The 15,967-nt window shown below is 40.9% G+C and carries 13 protein-coding genes; 11 read left to right on the top strand and 2 right to left on the bottom strand.

Translation table 11 applies throughout. The annotated features are described in order from the left end of the window. Positions 1 to 2 precede the first annotated feature (2 nt). Both dusB and hslO read right to left on the bottom strand, forming a co-directional pair. A complete protein-coding gene (dusB, locus tag HT714_RS02920; protein ID WP_000183308.1) occupies positions 3 to 983 on the bottom strand; it encodes a tRNA dihydrouridine synthase DusB in 981 nt (326 codons plus the stop codon). Continuing rightward, a complete protein-coding gene (hslO, locus tag HT714_RS02915) occupies positions 970 to 1,842 on the bottom strand; it encodes an Hsp33 family molecular chaperone HslO (protein WP_000357854.1) in 873 nt (290 codons plus the stop codon). Before hslO ends, dusB begins: the two co-directional genes overlap by 14 nt. A 164-nt stretch (positions 1,843 to 2,006) precedes the next feature. Between hslO and HT714_RS02910 the strand changes: the two genes are divergently transcribed. From HT714_RS02910 to HT714_RS02860, 11 genes are all read left to right on the top strand, one after another. After that, on the top strand, positions 2,007 to 3,434 hold the full coding sequence (locus HT714_RS02910; protein ID WP_173224925.1) for a helix-turn-helix domain-containing protein: 1,428 nt from the start codon (positions 2,007 to 2,009) through the stop codon (positions 3,432 to 3,434). 158 nt (positions 3,435 to 3,592) lie between these two features. Further along, on the top strand, positions 3,593 to 5,101 hold the full coding sequence (glpK, locus tag HT714_RS02905) for a glycerol kinase GlpK (protein WP_049511829.1): 1,509 nt from the start codon (positions 3,593 to 3,595) through the stop codon (positions 5,099 to 5,101). A gap of 41 nt (positions 5,102 to 5,142) precedes the next feature. After that, positions 5,143 to 6,969 carry a type 1 glycerol-3-phosphate oxidase gene (gene glpO / locus HT714_RS02900; RefSeq protein ID WP_173224928.1) on the top strand — a complete coding sequence of 609 codons (1,827 nt, stop codon included), beginning with the start codon at positions 5,143 to 5,145 and terminating at the stop codon, positions 6,967 to 6,969. Positions 6,970 to 7,039: 70 nt separating this feature from the next. Continuing rightward, the gene (locus tag HT714_RS02895) at positions 7,040 to 7,744 is read left to right on the top strand and encodes an MIP/aquaporin family protein (protein WP_173224931.1); all 705 of its coding nucleotides are present in this window, start codon (positions 7,040 to 7,042) and stop codon (positions 7,742 to 7,744) included. A 331-nt stretch (positions 7,745 to 8,075) separates the two neighbouring features. Continuing rightward, positions 8,076 to 8,207 carry a teichoic acid D-Ala incorporation-associated protein DltX gene (locus tag HT714_RS02890; protein WP_000813667.1) on the top strand — a complete coding sequence of 44 codons (132 nt, stop codon included), beginning with the start codon at positions 8,076 to 8,078 and terminating at the stop codon, positions 8,205 to 8,207. Positions 8,208 to 8,227: 20 nt separating this feature from the next. Beyond that, on the top strand, positions 8,228 to 9,778 hold the full coding sequence (gene dltA / locus HT714_RS02885; protein WP_173224934.1) for a D-alanine--poly(phosphoribitol) ligase subunit DltA: 1,551 nt from the start codon (positions 8,228 to 8,230) through the stop codon (positions 9,776 to 9,778). After that, entirely contained in the window at positions 9,775 to 11,019 is a 1,245-nt protein-coding gene (dltB, locus tag HT714_RS02880; RefSeq protein WP_173224937.1) for a D-alanyl-lipoteichoic acid biosynthesis protein DltB, read from the top strand. Before dltA ends, dltB begins: the two co-directional genes overlap by 4 nt. 13 nt (positions 11,020 to 11,032) lie before the next feature. Continuing rightward, complete coding sequence (dltC, locus tag HT714_RS02875; RefSeq protein WP_000351967.1) at positions 11,033 to 11,272, top strand: D-alanine--poly(phosphoribitol) ligase subunit DltC; 240 nt, start codon at positions 11,033 to 11,035, stop codon at positions 11,270 to 11,272. Beyond that, complete coding sequence (dltD, locus tag HT714_RS02870; protein WP_173224940.1) at positions 11,265 to 12,533, top strand: D-alanyl-lipoteichoic acid biosynthesis protein DltD; 1,269 nt, start codon at positions 11,265 to 11,267, stop codon at positions 12,531 to 12,533. The genes dltC and dltD overlap by 8 nt, the downstream gene beginning before the upstream one ends. A 599-nt stretch (positions 12,534 to 13,132) precedes the next feature. Beyond that, positions 13,133 to 14,725 (top strand): glycosyltransferase family 52, encoded by a 1,593-nt coding sequence (locus HT714_RS02865; protein WP_173224943.1) that lies wholly within the window; start codon positions 13,133 to 13,135, stop codon positions 14,723 to 14,725. Further along, positions 14,718 to 15,962: a glycosyltransferase gene (locus tag HT714_RS02860; RefSeq protein ID WP_173224946.1), complete on the top strand. Its 1,245-nt coding sequence runs from the start codon at positions 14,718 to 14,720 to the stop codon at positions 15,960 to 15,962. The genes HT714_RS02865 and HT714_RS02860 overlap by 8 nt, the downstream gene beginning before the upstream one ends. Positions 15,963 to 15,967 lie beyond the last annotated feature (5 nt).

The raw sequence follows: 15,967 nt of genomic DNA, 5'->3' as shown, positions 1-15,967 counted from the left end.
TATTAAGCCTTATCCAATTGCAAAAGAGCCTCAATCTCTGCTAGAGTGCTAGCTTGTGAAATGGCTCCACGGAGTTTGGCAGCGCCAGATGTTCCACGGAGGTAGTGAGGAGCGAGGCCACGGAATTCACGAACTGCTACGTTTTCCCCTTTGAGGTTAATCAAACGTTTCAAGTGTTCGTAGGCGATTTTCATCTTGTCTTCAAAGGTCAAATCAGGGAGGATTTCTCCTGTTTCAAAGTAATGGTTGATTTGGTTGAAGAGGTAAGGATTTCCCATGGCAGCGCGGCCAATCATAACTGCGTCAGCACCGACTTCTTCGATACGTTGTTTGGCTTCTTGGACCGTACGAATGTCACCGTTTGCGATGAATGGAATCTTGGTCAAAGCTTGAGCGACCTTGTGAAGGGTCTCAAGGTCTGCATGACCTGTATACATTTGTTCGCGGGTACGGCCATGCATGGCGAGGGCAGAAACACCTGCTGCTTCAGCAGCGAGGGCATTTTCAACTGCCAGAGATGGATCGGCCCAGCCGGTACGCATTTTGACAGTAAGTGGAATATCAAGGACAGATTGAACCTTGTTGATGATCGAGTAAATCTTGTCTGGATCCTTGAGCCACATAGCGCCAGCTTCGTTCTTCACGATTTTGTTAACTGGGCAGCCCATGTTGATATCGACGATATCGGTTTTGGTGTTTTCTTGGATGAATTCTGCTGCGCGTGCTAGGCTGTCTTCATCGCTACCAAAAAGTTGGATAGAGACTGGGTTTTCGCCTTCATCGATATGAAGCATGTGCAGGGTTTTTTCATTGTTGTATTGGATTCCCTTGTCAGAGACCATCTCCATGACAACGAGTCCAGCTCCAAGCTCTTTTGCGATAGTACGAAAGGCTGAGTTGGTGACACCAGCCATGGGTGCTAAAACGGTACGATTGGGAATCTCAACATTGCCAATCATAAAAGGTGTATTAAGATTTGTCACGAATGAGTTCCTCCAGGTCGTTTTCATCAAAGTTGTAAGTAGTTTGGCAGAATTGACAAGTGATTTCTGCTCCGTGGTCTTCCTCTTTCATTTCCTGTAAGTCTGAGCTTGGAAGGCTGGCAAGAGCATTCATAAAGCGCTCATGGCTACAGTCACATTGGAAACGGATCTCTTCTTCAGAAAGACGCTTGTAGGCCTCGTCACCGTAGATAGCTTTGAGGAGGGCTTCGATATGGTCTTCACTTTCGAGGAGGGTTGAGATAGCTGGCATTTCTTGGATGCGTTTTTCAAAGCGAGCAATCTCTTCTTCCTTGGCTCCTGGTAAGACTTGGACTAGGAAACCACCTGCAACCTTGACCTTGTCTTCCTCGTCCAAAAGGACATTGAGGCCGACTGCTGAAGGCGTTTGTTGGCTTTCAGTCAGGTAAAAGGCAAGGTCTTCACCGATTTCCCCAGAAATGAGGGGAGTCATAGAGTTGTAAGGATTTCCAGTACCGTAGTCTGTGATAACGAGGAATTGGCCATTGCCGACAAAAGGTCCGACTAGAACTTCACCAGTTGCAGTCTTTTTGATGTCAACACCAGGATTTTGAACGTAGCCTTTGACGTTCCCCTTGGTATCAGCGACGGTGATGATAGCACCTAGAGAGCTAGATCCAAGCACCTTAACTGTTAGTTTGGTATTTCCTTTTTCATTGGCTGCGAGAATCTGGCTAGCGATAAGAGTTCGACCAAGCGCTACAGTTGAGCTAGCTTGGGTTTGGTGTTTTTCTTGAGCAGTGCGGACGGTTTCCGTGCTATCAAGGACAAAAGCACGAAAGGCTCCGCTTTCTGATATAGTTTTAATAATTTTATCCATAGCTACTATTTTAGCATAAAAATGCCCAAAGAGGGAGCCGTGTGTTTACTGATTTTCAGGATAATGGACTAGGAAATCAGCATGAAAATAAAAAGAGAAACAGATTATTTCAGCATTTGTAAGATTTATGCTATGCTTAAGGTAGAAAATGAAAGGGGTAACAAATGTATTTAGGAGATTTGATGGAAAAGGCTGAATCTGGCCAATTTTCAATCCTTTCCTTTCTATTACAAGAGTCTCAGACGACTGTCAAGGCTGTAATGGAGGAAACAGGATTTTCAAAAGCAACCCTAACCAAATATGTCACCCTACTCAATGACAAGGCTTTGGATAGTGGCTTAGAGCTGACTATCTCCTTAGAAGATGAAAATCTGCGTCTATCGATCGGTGCAACTACCAAGGGGAGAGATATTCGGAGCCTGTTTTTGGAGAATGCTGTTAAATACCAGATTGTGGTCTATCTTCTCTACCACCAACAGTTTTTAGCCCATCAGCTGGCTCAAGAATTGATGATTAGCGAGGCTACGCTTGGTCGTCACTTAGCTAGCTTAAATCAGATTTTGTCAGAATTTGATTTATCCATCCAGAATGGACGTTGGCGAGGTCCAGAGCATCAGATTCGCTATTTCTATTTCTGTCTTTTCCGCAAGGTCTGGTCGAGTCAGGAATGGGAAGGCCATATGCAGAAACCAGAGAGAAAGCAGGAAATTGCTACACTAGAAGAAATCTGCGGTGCAAGCTTGTCTTCGGGCCAGAAATTGGACTTGGTTCTCTGGTCTCATATCAGTCAACAACGTCTTCGGGTTAACGCCTGTCAGTTTCAAGTGATAGAAGAGAAAATGCGAGGGTATTTTGACAATATTTTCTACCTTCGTTTGCTGAGAAAGGCTCCGTCATTTTTCGCTGGTCAACACCTTCCTCTAGGGACTGAAGATGGGGAGATGATGATTTTCTTCTCTTTCCTCCTATCTCATCGCATTCTTCCTCTTCATACTATGGAGTATATCCTTGGTTTTGGAGGGCAGTTGGCAGATTTACTGACGCAATTGATTCAAGAAATGAAGAAGGAGGAATTGCTGAGTGATTATACAGAGGATCACGTTACTTATGAACTCAGTCAGCTTTGTGCTCAAGTCTATCTCTATAAGGGCTATATTTTACAGGATCGCTACAAGTACCAGTTGGAGAATCGTCATCCATATTTACTGATGGAACATGATTTTAAGGGGACAGCAGAGGAGATTTTTCATGCTCTACCTGCTTTTCAACAGGGGACAGATTTAGATAAGAAGATTCTCTGGGAATGGCTCCAGTTAATCGAATATATGGCTGAAAATGGTGGTCAGCATATGCGGATTGGTCTGGATTTGACATCAGGTTTTCTTGTCTTTTCAAGGATGGTAGCCATTTTGAAACGGTATTTGGAATATAATCGTTTTATTACCATTGAAGCCTATGACCGAACTCGGCATTATGATTTGCTGGTTACCAATAACCCGATTCATAAGAAGGAACAAACACCAGTTTATTATTTAAAAAATGACTTGGATATGGAAGATTTGGCAGCGATTCGTCAGTTATTATTTCCCTAAAAGGCTTGGTGCTCCCAGGCCTTTTTTGTGAAATTCACACAATCTCCTCACATTTTTTAAAAAATTAAAAAAAGTTGATGAACAAGAAAGCGCTTTATTTTGTATACTAGTTAGTGTAAAGAGGAAACACCTCAAGATCTTTATCAGGAGGACAGCACATGTCACAAGAAAAATACATCATGGCCATTGACCAGGGAACTACAAGTTCTCGTGCCATTATTTTCAACAAAAAAGGAGAAAAGGTCAGCTCGAGTCAAAAGGAATTTACGCAGATTTTCCCTCAGGCAGGTTGGGTTGAGCACAATGCCAATGAAATTTGGAATTCCGTCCAGTCTGTTATTGCTGGAGCTTTCATCGAAAGTGGTGTCAAGCCCAATCAAATCGAAGCAATCGGGATTACCAACCAGCGTGAAACAACGGTTGTCTGGGATAAGAAAACAGGGCTTCCTATCTATAACGCAATCGTTTGGCAGTCACGCCAGACAGCACCTTTGGCTGAGCAACTAAAAAGTCAAGGTTATGTGGAAAAATTCCATGAGAAGACTGGTTTGATTATCGATGCTTACTTCTCAGCGACTAAGGTTCGTTGGATTTTGGACCATGTAGAAGGCGCTCAAGAGCGAGCAGAAAAAGGGGAATTGCTCTTTGGTACCATTGATACTTGGTTGGTTTGGAAATTGACTGACGGTGCGGCTCACGTGACGGATTACTCAAATGCAGCCCGTACCATGCTTTATAACATTAAAGAACTCAAATGGGATGATGAGATTTTGGAAATTCTCAACATTCCGAAGGCTATGCTTCCGGAAGTTCGTTCTAACTCTGAAATTTACGGTAAGACAGCTCCATTCCATTTCTATGGTGGGGAAGTGCCAATATCTGGTATGGCTGGGGACCAACAAGCGGCCCTCTTTGGACAGTTGGCTTTTGAACCAGGTATGGTCAAGAATACTTATGGAACAGGTTCTTTTATCATCATGAATACTGGTGAAGAAATGCAGTTGTCTGAAAACAACCTCTTGACAACGATTGGTTACGGAATCAACGGCAAGGTTTACTATGCCTTGGAAGGTTCAATCTTCATTGCAGGAAGTGCCATTCAGTGGCTTCGTGATGGTCTTCGCATGGTTGAAAATTCACCAGAATCTGAAAAATATGCTCGTGATTCTCACAATGATGATGAAGTTTATGTAGTTCCAGCCTTTACAGGACTAGGAGCACCGTACTGGAATCAAAATGCTCGCGGTTCTGTCTTTGGTTTGACTCGTGGAACAAGTAAGGAAGACTTTATCAAGGCAACTCTTCAATCAATTGCTTATCAAGTGCGTGATATTATCGATACGATGCAAGTGGATGCTCAGACAGCTATACAGGTCTTGAAAGTAGACGGTGGTGCAGCTATGAACAACTTCCTCATGCAGTTCCAAGCTGACATCTTGGGAATCGATATCGCACGCGCTAAAAACTTGGAAACAACTGCTCTAGGAGCAGCCTTCCTAGCAGGTTTGTCAGTAGGTTACTGGAAAGACTTGGATGAGTTGAAGCTCTTGAATGAGACTGGGGAACTTTTTGAGCCATCTATGAACGAATCTCGCAAGGAACAACTCTACAAGGGCTGGAAGAAGGCTGTAAAAGCGACTCAAGTCTTTGCGGAAGTAGATGACTAATATTGGAAGAATAAAGCGACTCAGTTAGAAAGTGTGTAAATATGGAATTTTCAAAGAAAACACGTGAATTATCAATTAAAAAAATGCAGGAACGTACCCTAGACCTCTTGATTATCGGTGGAGGAATCACAGGGGCTGGTGTAGCTTTACAGGCAGCAGCTAGTGGTCTAGATACTGGTTTGATTGAAATGCAAGACTTTGCAGAAGGAACATCTAGCCGTTCAACAAAATTGGTTCACGGAGGTCTTCGTTACCTTAAGCAATTTGACGTAGAAGTAGTATCAGATACGGTTTCAGAACGTGCAGTGGTACAACAAATTGCTCCACACATTCCAAAACCAGATCCAATGCTCTTGCCAGTTTACGATGAAGATGGAGCGACCTTTAGTCTCTTCCGTCTGAAAGTAGCCATGGATTTGTACGACCTTTTGGCAGGGGTTAACAATACGCCAGCTGCTAACAAAGTTTTGAGCAAGGATCAAGTCTTGGAACGCCAACCAAACTTGAAGAAAGAAGGTTTGGTAGGAGGTGGGGTTTACCTTGACTTCCGTAACAACGATGCGCGTCTCGTGATTGAAAATATCAAACGTGCCAACCAAGACGGTGCCCTCATTGCCAACCACGTGAAGGCAGAAGGCTTCCTCTTTGACGAAAGTGGCAAGATTACAGGTGTCGTAGCTCGTGATTTGTTGACAGACCAAGTCTTTGAAATTAAGGCCCGTCTGGTTATTAACACAACAGGTCCTTGGAGCGACAAGGTACGCAATTTGTCTAATAAGGGAACACAATTCTCACAAATGCGTCCAACTAAGGGAGTTCACTTGGTAGTGGATTCAAGCAAGATCAAGGTGTCACAGCCAGTTTACTTTGACACAGGTTTGGGTGACGGTCGTATGGTCTTTGTTCTCCCACGTGAAAACAAGACTTACTTTGGTACAACGGATACAGACTACACAGGTGATTTGGAACATCCAAAAGTGACTCAGGAAGATGTAGATTATCTACTTGGCATTGTCAATAATCGCTTCCCAGAAGCCAACATCACCATTGATGATATCGAAAGCAGCTGGGCAGGTCTTCGTCCATTGATCGCAGGCAATAGCGCTTCTGACTACAATGGCGGAAATAACGGTACCATTAGTGACGAAAGCTTTAACAACTTGATTGCGACTGTTGAATCTTATCTTTCTAAAGAAAAAACGCGTGAAGATGTTGAGTCTGCTGTCAGCAAGCTTGAAAGCAGTACCTCTGAGAAACACTTGGACCCATCTGCAGTTTCTCGTGGTTCTAGCTTGGACCGTGATGATAATGGTCTTTTGACCCTTGCTGGTGGTAAAATCACAGACTACCGTAAAATGGCTGAAGGAGCTATGGAGCGCGTGGTTGACATCCTCAAAACAGAATTTGACCGTAGCTTTAAACTCATCAATTCTAAGACTTACCCTGTTTCAGGTGGAGAATTGAACCCAGCAAATGTGGACTCAGAAATCGAAGCCTTTGCGCAACTTGGAGTGTCACGTGGTTTGGATAGCAAGGAAGCTCATTACCTAGCAAATCTCTACGGTTCAAATGCACCGAAAGTCTTTGCTCTCGCTCATAGCTTGGAACAAGCACCAGGACTCAGCTTGGCAGATACCTTGTCCCTTCACTATGCAATGCGCAATGAGTTGGCTCTGAGCCCAGTTGACTTCCTCCTTCGTCGTACCAACCACATGCTCTTTATGCGTGATAGTTTGGATAGCATCGTTGAGCCAGTTTTGAATGAAATGGGACGATTCTATGAATGGACAGAAGATGAAAAAATAGCTTACCGTGCTGATGTCGAATCAGCTCTTGCTAACAACGATTTAGCAGAATTAAAAAATTAAGAAAAAATAAAAGAGGTGGCGGGCCGGACTCCTAGTCTACCCTCTCCTCCTTTTTAATGGAGACAGAAAGATGATGAATGAATTATTTGGAGAATTTCTAGGGACTTTAATCCTAATTCTTCTAGGAAATGGTGTTGTAGCAGGTGTGGTTCTTCCTAAAACCAAGAGCAACAATGCAGGTTGGATTGTGATTACTATGGGTTGGGGGATCGCCGTTGCGATTGCCGTCTTTGTATCTGGCAAACTTAGTCCTGCACACTTAAACCCAGCTGTGACGCTTGGTGTAGCCTTAAAAGGTGACTTGCCTTGGGCTTCAGTATTCCCATATATCCTAGCTCAGTTCGCAGGAGCTATGGTGGCTCAGATTTTGGTTTGGTTGCAATTCAAACCGCATTATGATGCAGAAGAAAATGCAGGCAATATCCTGGCAACCTTTAGTACTGGACCAGCAATCAAGAACACAGTATCCAACTTGGTTAGCGAAATCCTTGGAACCTTTGTTTTGGTGTTGACAATCTTTGCTTTGGGTCTTTACGATTTTCAGGCAGGTATCGGAACCTTTGCAGTGGGGACTTTGATTGTCGGTATCGGTCTATCACTAGGTGGGACAACAGGATATGCCTTGAACCCTGCGCGTGACCTCGGTCCTCGTATCATGCACAGCATCTTGCCAATTCCAAACAAGGGAGACGGAGACTGGTCTTATGCCTGGATTCCTGTTGTGGGTCCTGTTATTGGTGCAGCCTTGGCAGTGCTTGTATTCTCACTTTTCTAGTTTATACTCTTCGAAAATCAAATTCAAACCACGTCAGCGTCGCCTTACCGTACTCAAGTACAGCTTGCGGCTAGCTTCCTAGTTTGCTCTTTGATTTTCATTGAGTATTAGAAAACAATTATTTTGATAGAGCTTGAGATGGAAATCTCAGGCTCTTTTTTAAAAATATACATAGAAAAACCGCATAATCCTTAAAATAAACTGAAATCTATTGAAAACATACGGTAAACAATTGAAAAAATACTATATAAAGTGGTACAATGGTAGAAAAATAAGCTAGTAAGAGTCTATCTTATTTAGCAAAAATTACAGAAATGAATGGTTTTTCTTGATGAAACAGAGAAAAGAATTGTACCTCTTTCTTGGTCGGACAGCCTTGTATTTTCTTATCTTTCTAGGGCTGCTTTACTTCTTTAGCTATCTTGGTCAGGGTCAAGGAAGCTTTATCTATAATGAATTTTAACTTGAAGGAGAATTCCTATTGTGTCAAATAAACCAATAGTAGATATGATTGAAACCATTGAGCATTTTGCTCAGACACAGCCTAACTATCCTGTTTATAATGTTTTGGGACAGGAACACACTTATGGAGATTTGAAGGCTGATTCGGATAGTTTGGCTGTAGCCATCGATCAACTGGATTTACCAGAGAAGTCTCCTGTGGTTGTTTTTGGAGGCCAAGAATATGAAATGTTGGCAATTTTTGTGGCTTTGACTAAGTCAGGACATGCCTACATTCCCATTGACAGCCATTCGGCTTTGGAGCGAGTTTCAGCTATTTTAGAAGTAGCAGAGCCAAGCTTGATTATTGCCATCTCAGATTTTCCATTGGAGCAGGTTTCGACACCTATGATGAATCTAGCTCAGGTTCAAGAAGCCTTTGCCCAAGGGAATAACTATGAAATCACGCATCCAGTCAAGCGCGATGATAACTACTACATTATCTTTACTTCTGGTACGACTGGTAAGCCTAAGGGAGTGCAGATTTCACATGATAACCTCCTCAGCTTTACCAACTGGATGATTACGGATAAGGAATTTGCGACGCCAAGTCGTCCGCAAATGCTGGCTCAGCCACCTTATTCTTTTGACTTGTCTGTTATGTACTGGGCACCGACCTTGGCACTTGGTGGTACGCTTTTCGCTCTTCCTTCAGCTATTACTCAGGATTTTAAGCAACTCTTTGCGACTATCTTTTCATTGCCAATCGCTATCTGGACATCAACGCCTTCCTTTGCAGATATGGCTATGTTGTCTGAAGACTTTAATAGCGAGAAAATGCCCGGCATCACGCATTTCTACTTTGATGGAGAAGAATTGACGGTTAAAACGGCTCAAAAACTGCGCGAGCGTTTCCCAAATGCCCGTATTATCAATGCTTACGGCCCAACAGAAGCGACAGTGGCCCTGTCAGCAGTTGCTGTGACAGATGAGATGCTAGCGACTCTCAAACGCCTACCAATCGGCTATACCAAGGCTGATTCTCCAACCTTTATCATTGATGAGGACGGCAATAAACTGCCAAGTGGTGAACAGGGAGAAATCATTGTTTCTGGACCAGCTGTTTCAAAAGGCTATATGAACAATCCTGAAAAAACAGCGGAAGCCTTCTTTGAGTTTGAAGGTCTGCCAGCCTATCACACAGGCGATGTGGGAACCATGACAGATGAGGGCTTACTTCTTTACGGTGGACGTATGGACTTCCAGATTAAGTTCAATGGTTACCGCATTGAGTTAGAAGATGTCTCTCAAAACCTCAACAAGTCTCGTTTTATCGAGTCTGCTGTCGCAGTTCCACGCTATAACAAGGACCACAAGGTGCAAAATCTACTGGCTTATGTCATCTTAAAAGATGGTGTTCATGAACAGTTTGAGCGTGATATCGATATTACCAAGGCCATCAAGGAAGATTTAACAGATATCATGATGTCCTACATGATGCCGTCTAAATTCCTTTACCGAGACAGTTTGCCACTGACTCCAAATGGAAAAATTGATATCAAAGGATTGATTAACGAGGTGAATAAGAGATGATGGAGTTCTTTCAACAGCTTCCTCATTTAGAGCCATACGGCAATCCTCAGTATTTTGTCTATGTGATTGCTGCAACCTTGCCCATCTTTATTGGTCTCTTTTTCAAGAAACGCTTCGCCTGGTATGAAGTGCTGGTTAGCCTCTTCTTTATCGTCACCATGTTGGTGGGTGGAAAGACCAATCAATTGGTTGCCTTGGGTATTTACCTTTGCTGGGAAATATTGCTCCTGCTTTTCTACAAGCATTATCGAAAAAGCAAGGATGGCAAGTGGGTCTTTTACTTAGTTAGTTTTCTGTCCCTACTTCCGATTATCTTTGTCAAGGTGCAACCGGCTATCAATGGAACGCAGTCTTTGCTTGGGTTCTTGGGGATTTCCTACCTGACTTTTCGTTCGGTTGGGATTATCATCGAGCTGAGAGATGGAGTGATTAAGGATTTTACCCTCTGGGAATTCCTCCGTTTCCTTCTCTTCATGCCGACTTTTTCAAGTGGTCCAATTGATCGCTTTAAGCGTTTTAATGAAAATTATCAGACCATTCCTGAGCGGGATGAGTTGATGGATATGCTGGATGAATCTGTTCGCTATATCATGTGGGGCTTTTTGTATAAGTTTATCCTAGCTCATGTTTTAGGAGAGACCTTGTTGCCTCCTCTGAAGAATTTAGCCTTGCAATCAGGTGGTTTCTTTAACCTCTATGCTTTAGCGGTTATGTATACCTTTGGTCTGGAGCTCTTCTTTGACTTTGCAGGTTACTCTATGTTTGCCTTAGCCATCTCAAACTTAATGGGAATCCGTAGTCCCATTAACTTTAACAAGCCCTTTTTATCAAGGGATTTAAAGGAGTTTTGGAATCGTTGGCACATGAGTCTTTCTTTCTGGTTCCGTGACTTTGTGTTTATGCGGATGGTCATGGTATTGACCAGAAAGAAGGTCTTTAAAAATCGTAATGTAACCTCAAGTGTGGCCTACGTTGTCAATATGCTAATCATGGGATTTTGGCATGGTGTGACCTGGTACTACATCGCCTATGGACTCTTTCATGGGATTGGACTGGTCATCAATGATGCCTGGGTTCGCAAGAAAAAAACGCTCAATAAGGAGTGGAAAAAAGCAGGGAAAGCTGCTCTACCTGAGAATCGCTGGATTCAGTTGCTTGGCATGGTTGTCACCTTCCATGTCGTCATGCTGTCATTCTTAATCTTTTCTGGATTTTTGAATGATTTATGGTTTAAAAAATAAAAGGAAATAAAATATGGATATCAAATCAGAAGTTATCGAAATTATTGATGAGTTGTTTATGGAAGATGTTTCTGACATGATGGATGAAGATCTTTTTGATGCAGGTGTCTTGGATAGTATGGGAACGGTTGAGTTGATTGTGGAGATTGAGAACCGTTTTGACATTCGTGTCCCTGTAACAGAGTTTGGTCGCGATGACTGGAATACAGCTAATAAAATCATAGCTGGTATTGTGGAGCTACAAAATGCTTAAACGCTTATGGACGATCTTCGGACCGGTCTTGATAGCTGGTTTGTTGGTTTTTCTGCTCATTTTCTTTTATCCTACTGAGATGCATCATAATCTAGGAGCTGAAAAGCGTTCAGCGGTGGCTACTACTATCGATAGTTTTAAGGAGCGAAGTCAAAAAGTCAGAGCACTATCTGATCCAAATATGCGTTTTGTTCCCTTCTTTGGCTCTAGTGAATGGCTTCGTTTTGACGGTGCTCATCCTGCGGTATTAGCTGAGAAATACAATCGCTCCTACCGTCCGTATCTTTTAGGACAGAGGGGAGCTGCATCGCTTAACCAGTATTTTGGAATGCAACAGATGTTGCCACAGCTAGAGAATAAACAAGTTGTGTATGTTATCTCACCTCAGTGGTTCAGTAAAAATGGCTATGAGCCAGCAGCTTTTCAGCAGTATTTTAATGGAGACCAGTTGACCAGTTTTTTGGAACATCAATCTGGAGATCAGGCTAGTCAATATGCAGCGACTCGCTTACTACAGCAGTTCCCAAACGTAGCTATGAAGGATTTGGTTCAGAAGTTGGCAAGCAAAGAAGAATTATCGACGGCAGACAATGAAATGATTGAATTATTGGCTCGGTTTAATGAACGCCAAGCCTCCTTTTTTGGTCAGTTTTCAGTTAGAGGCTATGTCAATTATGATAAGCATGTAGTTAAGTATTTAAAGACCTTGCCAGACCAGTTTTCTTATCAAGCTATAGAAGATATTGTTAAAGCAGATGCTGAAAAGAATACTTCCAATAATAATCTGGGAATGGAAAATTATTTCTATAATACGCAGATCAAGAAGGATCTGAAGAAATTAAAGGACTCTCAGAAAAGCTTTACCTATCTCAAGTCGCCAGAGTATAATGACTTGCAGTTGGTTTTAACCCAGTTTTCTAAATCTAAGGTCAACCCGATTTTTATCATTCCACCTGTTAATAAAAAATGGATGGACTACGCTGGTCTACGAGAGGATATGTACCAACAAACGGTGCAGAAGATTCGCTACCAGTTAGAAAGTCAAGGTTTTACCAATATAGCAGATTTTTCTAAGGATGGCGGGGAGCCTTTCTTTATGAAGGACACCATTCACCTTGGTTGGTTGGGTTGGTTGGCTTTTGACAAGGCAGTTGATCCTTTCCTATCCAATCCAACCCCAGCTCCGACTTACCATCTGAATGAGTGCTTTTTCAGCAAAGACTGGGCGACTTATGATGGAGATGTCAAGGAATTTCAATAGGTGAATATAGAAGTGGAGGCTGGGACAAAAAGATTTTGATTTTAGGAATTCTTTATTATAAATTTCTAAAATCGATAGATTAGATAAAAAAGCGAACAAGACAGAATTCTGAGTGTCAGAAAACTCGTTTGTTCGCTTTTTATATTTAAGGTTAGACTTTTGTCCCAGATTCTTTTTATTAATCTTTAGGCTATCACAGATTATTCTGCCTGTTTTCATTTTACTTATTGAAAGTATTATCAGAGAATCTGGAAACAGGAGCTCCTTCAGAATATTATATTAGCATTTACTTGACTGTTCTTTTATTGGAGAGAAGACTTATCATATGCTATAATTTTAGGTAAGAAGCACTTAGAAACAGTGTATTTAAATATAGTACTCTTCAAAAATCTCTTCNNGAGCTGACTTCGTCAGTTCTATCTGCAACCTCAAAGCAGTGCTTTGAGCAACCTACGGCTAGCTTCCTAGTTTGCTATTTGATTTTCATTGAGTATAAGTTGAAATGATTGATTTTGTATGATTCTATGATTATGAAGCGAATGTTTCTAAGTCCTGTTAGACAAAAAAATCTACTTGTAAAAAATTTTAAGGAGATAAATTTGAAAAATATAATCTTTTGCACGTCCCCATTTCAAGTTTTAGTCGCAAAAGAAGTCGTTCAGACTGTTTCAGAAGATTTTATTGGGATTTATCTAAAGATGTCAGATGATCAGAGACAGACTTACTATGCTGAACGGATGAAGGAATTTTGTAAGGAAGTCATTGTTTTAGAAGGAAAAACTGTTTTAGACGATATGCGGGAAGCTTTAAAAGGGAAGTCTGTCAGTAATATCTATTTAGCGAGCTTAGATAATCCTGTAGCGCTTAATCTATTTAATCCCAGTACGATGAATTTGTATAGCTTTGATGATGGTAGTACTTCAATTGTGCCGCTTAATTTCTATACACAAGGTCTTGACAGGACGATTCAAGCTACACATTTTACTATGAGGGAGGTCCTGTCATTTTCAACTAGACATTATACGGTATTTGAGGATTGCATTCTCTTTCCAAAAGAGAAACAGGTCTTTTTAAAGCTTGATATTAAACCAATTGATTTTCATAGAGCTAAGAATGGTAAAAAAATAAGTGTTTTTTTGGGGCAATTTTTAGCCTCTCTCCCTTATCAGGAATCTTTTGAAATCACTAGACAATTGACTTCAAAAATTTTAGATGAAAAGAAGATTGATTACTACTATCCTCACCCTAGAATTCCTTTGAATGTCTCACCAGATAAATTCAAAGAAACTAGGTTCTGTTTTGAAGAAGAAATTTATCTTTTGCTAGAGGAATATGAGTTCGTTGAGGTTCATAGTTTTTATTCGACAGCACTTTTATTGATAAAAGATATAGAAGGAGTATCGGTTCATGGTTATCGTACTTTTTTAACAACTCATGAATCAGATGTTTTTGCAAAATTGGGTGTACCCTATCAAAATGTATCTCAATCAGGTACACAGGTTGATATTGTTATGCCTACGTACAATAATGAAGAGACTATTCAACTCTCAATTGAATCTGTTTTAAATCAGACTCATGAAAATTTCAATTTAATTATCGTTGATGATGGTTCTACAGATAGAACAGAAGAAATTTGTAAATCCTATCATTGGGAGCCAAGAATCAAATATTTCAAAAAAGAACACGGTGGAATTTCAAAAGCTTTGAATTTTGGAATTTCTAAAAGCGATAGTATGTATATAGCTAGACAGGATGCTGATGATTTGTGGGCTCCATGGCATTTAGGCTTACTATTATATAGACTAGAAAAAGAAAGTCATTTAGATATTATTGGAGCTAAAGTGATTGCTGAAGAGGATAAACTATCTGATAAGCTTATATACAACAAATTTAATGAATTATCAGGAGAGTTGTTATGGTTATACCTTGCTTACCGAAATATATTTAACCATTCAACTGTCATTTTTAAGCGTTCTGCATATGATGAAGCAGGAGGTTATCATTCTGACTTTGATGGAATGGAAGATTGGCACTTATGGGCGAGATTGGTCACAAAGGATAATGCTCTCATTCTCAATACTGTTACAACCTATTATCGCTTATCAAATCAGCATAGACGAGAAATGGCTTTTAGATCACGATTGGCTAAAAGTCGAGGGCTGTCGTTAGAGGAGGTATTGAAACATGACTAAAGTGTTTACTATAAAGGAACATCTTCCTATCAATATCTATGGCTTTGAAAGAAGTCAATTGGCACGTCAAGAAATTTTTAAAAGTCTGCAAGTAGAGCAAGAAATTGTTTTAACAAATTTGGGGAATTTTGTAGCGAATTTTGTAGAAACATTGGAAAAGCTTGGCTTTGAAAACTTCTATCATGTTATTTTTGATCAGTCAGACCTGGCTAGACAAAAACCGAGTGTCCCAAAAGAATTTGTGCAAGACCTAAGCAATGTTACCGACGTAGAGTATACAAATAAAGGATATGTAGGTTTGGTCCACTATGAAAATGGCGATATTGAATGTTATACTTCTCAATTGCTTTATCGCTTCCATTGTCAAGAAGAACAATTTACCCTTTATGATAGTAAAGGAGAGCTACTAAAGGGAGATGTAGCTGGAAATTACCATTCTTATCAAAACCTAAGAAGTGGAGAAACCTATACGCAATGGCAATTAGTTAGTCTTTATTTAGCTAATCATTCTACGATAGATGATCGATTTATCATTGATATGGTAAATGAATATCCTCTTCAATTGAGAAAATTTTTCCAAAATACAGGCCGGAAATTATTTGCTTACACCCATTACAATATTTTAGACCCTATGATGAAGTTTGTCTTACAAGGCTGGTGTCAGAATATCGTTGCAAGTCCTGTTTTAGAGCAGATGATAGGGAAAGATAAGGTTCGCTTTTTACCTCCAATGTTTGTGGATGAAGTTTTGGAAAAAGAATATGCAACAGTTACCGATTGGTGTATCGTTGGTAATATGACCATGGTGAAACGTTGTGCATGGGCTATCGAGGCCTTTAGACAAGTTCCTGATAGTCAGCTAACGATTTATGGAAACCTACCTAAAGGTTATAGACAGGAAGACTTACCGCTGAATGTCCATTATGCAGGTTTTCTAGAAGAAGTTCCTTATGAGAAACACCGAGGCTATCTATCGTGTTCTATGAGTGAATGTTTTGCTAATTCGGCTGTGGAAGCATCTGCCAAGGGCTTGGTCTGTCTCTTGTCGGACACAGATTTAGCTCACAGATACTACAAGAATCAATCTAAAGTTGTCACAACATTTGGTGACATTGGAGAGTTAATCTTGTGGTTAAATGCTTATCAAAAAGAAGGCCGTTATGCATCGGCAACCTTTGCTAAAGACTATCAAAAGAGGGAAACTTTGGAGTTATATAAGTTTACATTATCTCTGTAAAATGC

The organism is Streptococcus sp. 3705 (assembly GCF_013277145.1).
GTDB lineage: Bacteria > Bacillota > Bacilli > Lactobacillales > Streptococcaceae > Streptococcus.
Note: the sequence above shows the minus strand (reverse complement) of the source record. Positions and strands in the feature narration are given on the sequence as shown.

Coding starts and splice junctions, on each gene's coding strand:
- hslO (WP_000357854.1), bottom strand. CDS start 1,842: ATGGATAAAATTATTAAAACTATATCAGAAAGCGGAGCCTTTCGTGCT.
- HT714_RS02910 (WP_173224925.1), top strand. CDS start 2,007: ATGTATTTAGGAGATTTGATGGAAAAGGCTGAATCTGGCCAATTTTCA.
- glpK (WP_049511829.1), top strand. CDS start 3,593: ATGTCACAAGAAAAATACATCATGGCCATTGACCAGGGAACTACAAGT.
- glpO (WP_173224928.1), top strand. CDS start 5,143: ATGGAATTTTCAAAGAAAACACGTGAATTATCAATTAAAAAAATGCAG.
- HT714_RS02895 (WP_173224931.1), top strand. CDS start 7,040: ATGATGAATGAATTATTTGGAGAATTTCTAGGGACTTTAATCCTAATT.
- HT714_RS02890 (WP_000813667.1), top strand. CDS start 8,076: ATGAAACAGAGAAAAGAATTGTACCTCTTTCTTGGTCGGACAGCCTTG.
- dltB (WP_173224937.1), top strand. CDS start 9,775: ATGATGGAGTTCTTTCAACAGCTTCCTCATTTAGAGCCATACGGCAAT.
- dltC (WP_000351967.1), top strand. CDS start 11,033: ATGGATATCAAATCAGAAGTTATCGAAATTATTGATGAGTTGTTTATG.
- dltD (WP_173224940.1), top strand. CDS start 11,265: ATGCTTAAACGCTTATGGACGATCTTCGGACCGGTCTTGATAGCTGGT.
- HT714_RS02860 (WP_173224946.1), top strand. CDS start 14,718: ATGACTAAAGTGTTTACTATAAAGGAACATCTTCCTATCAATATCTAT.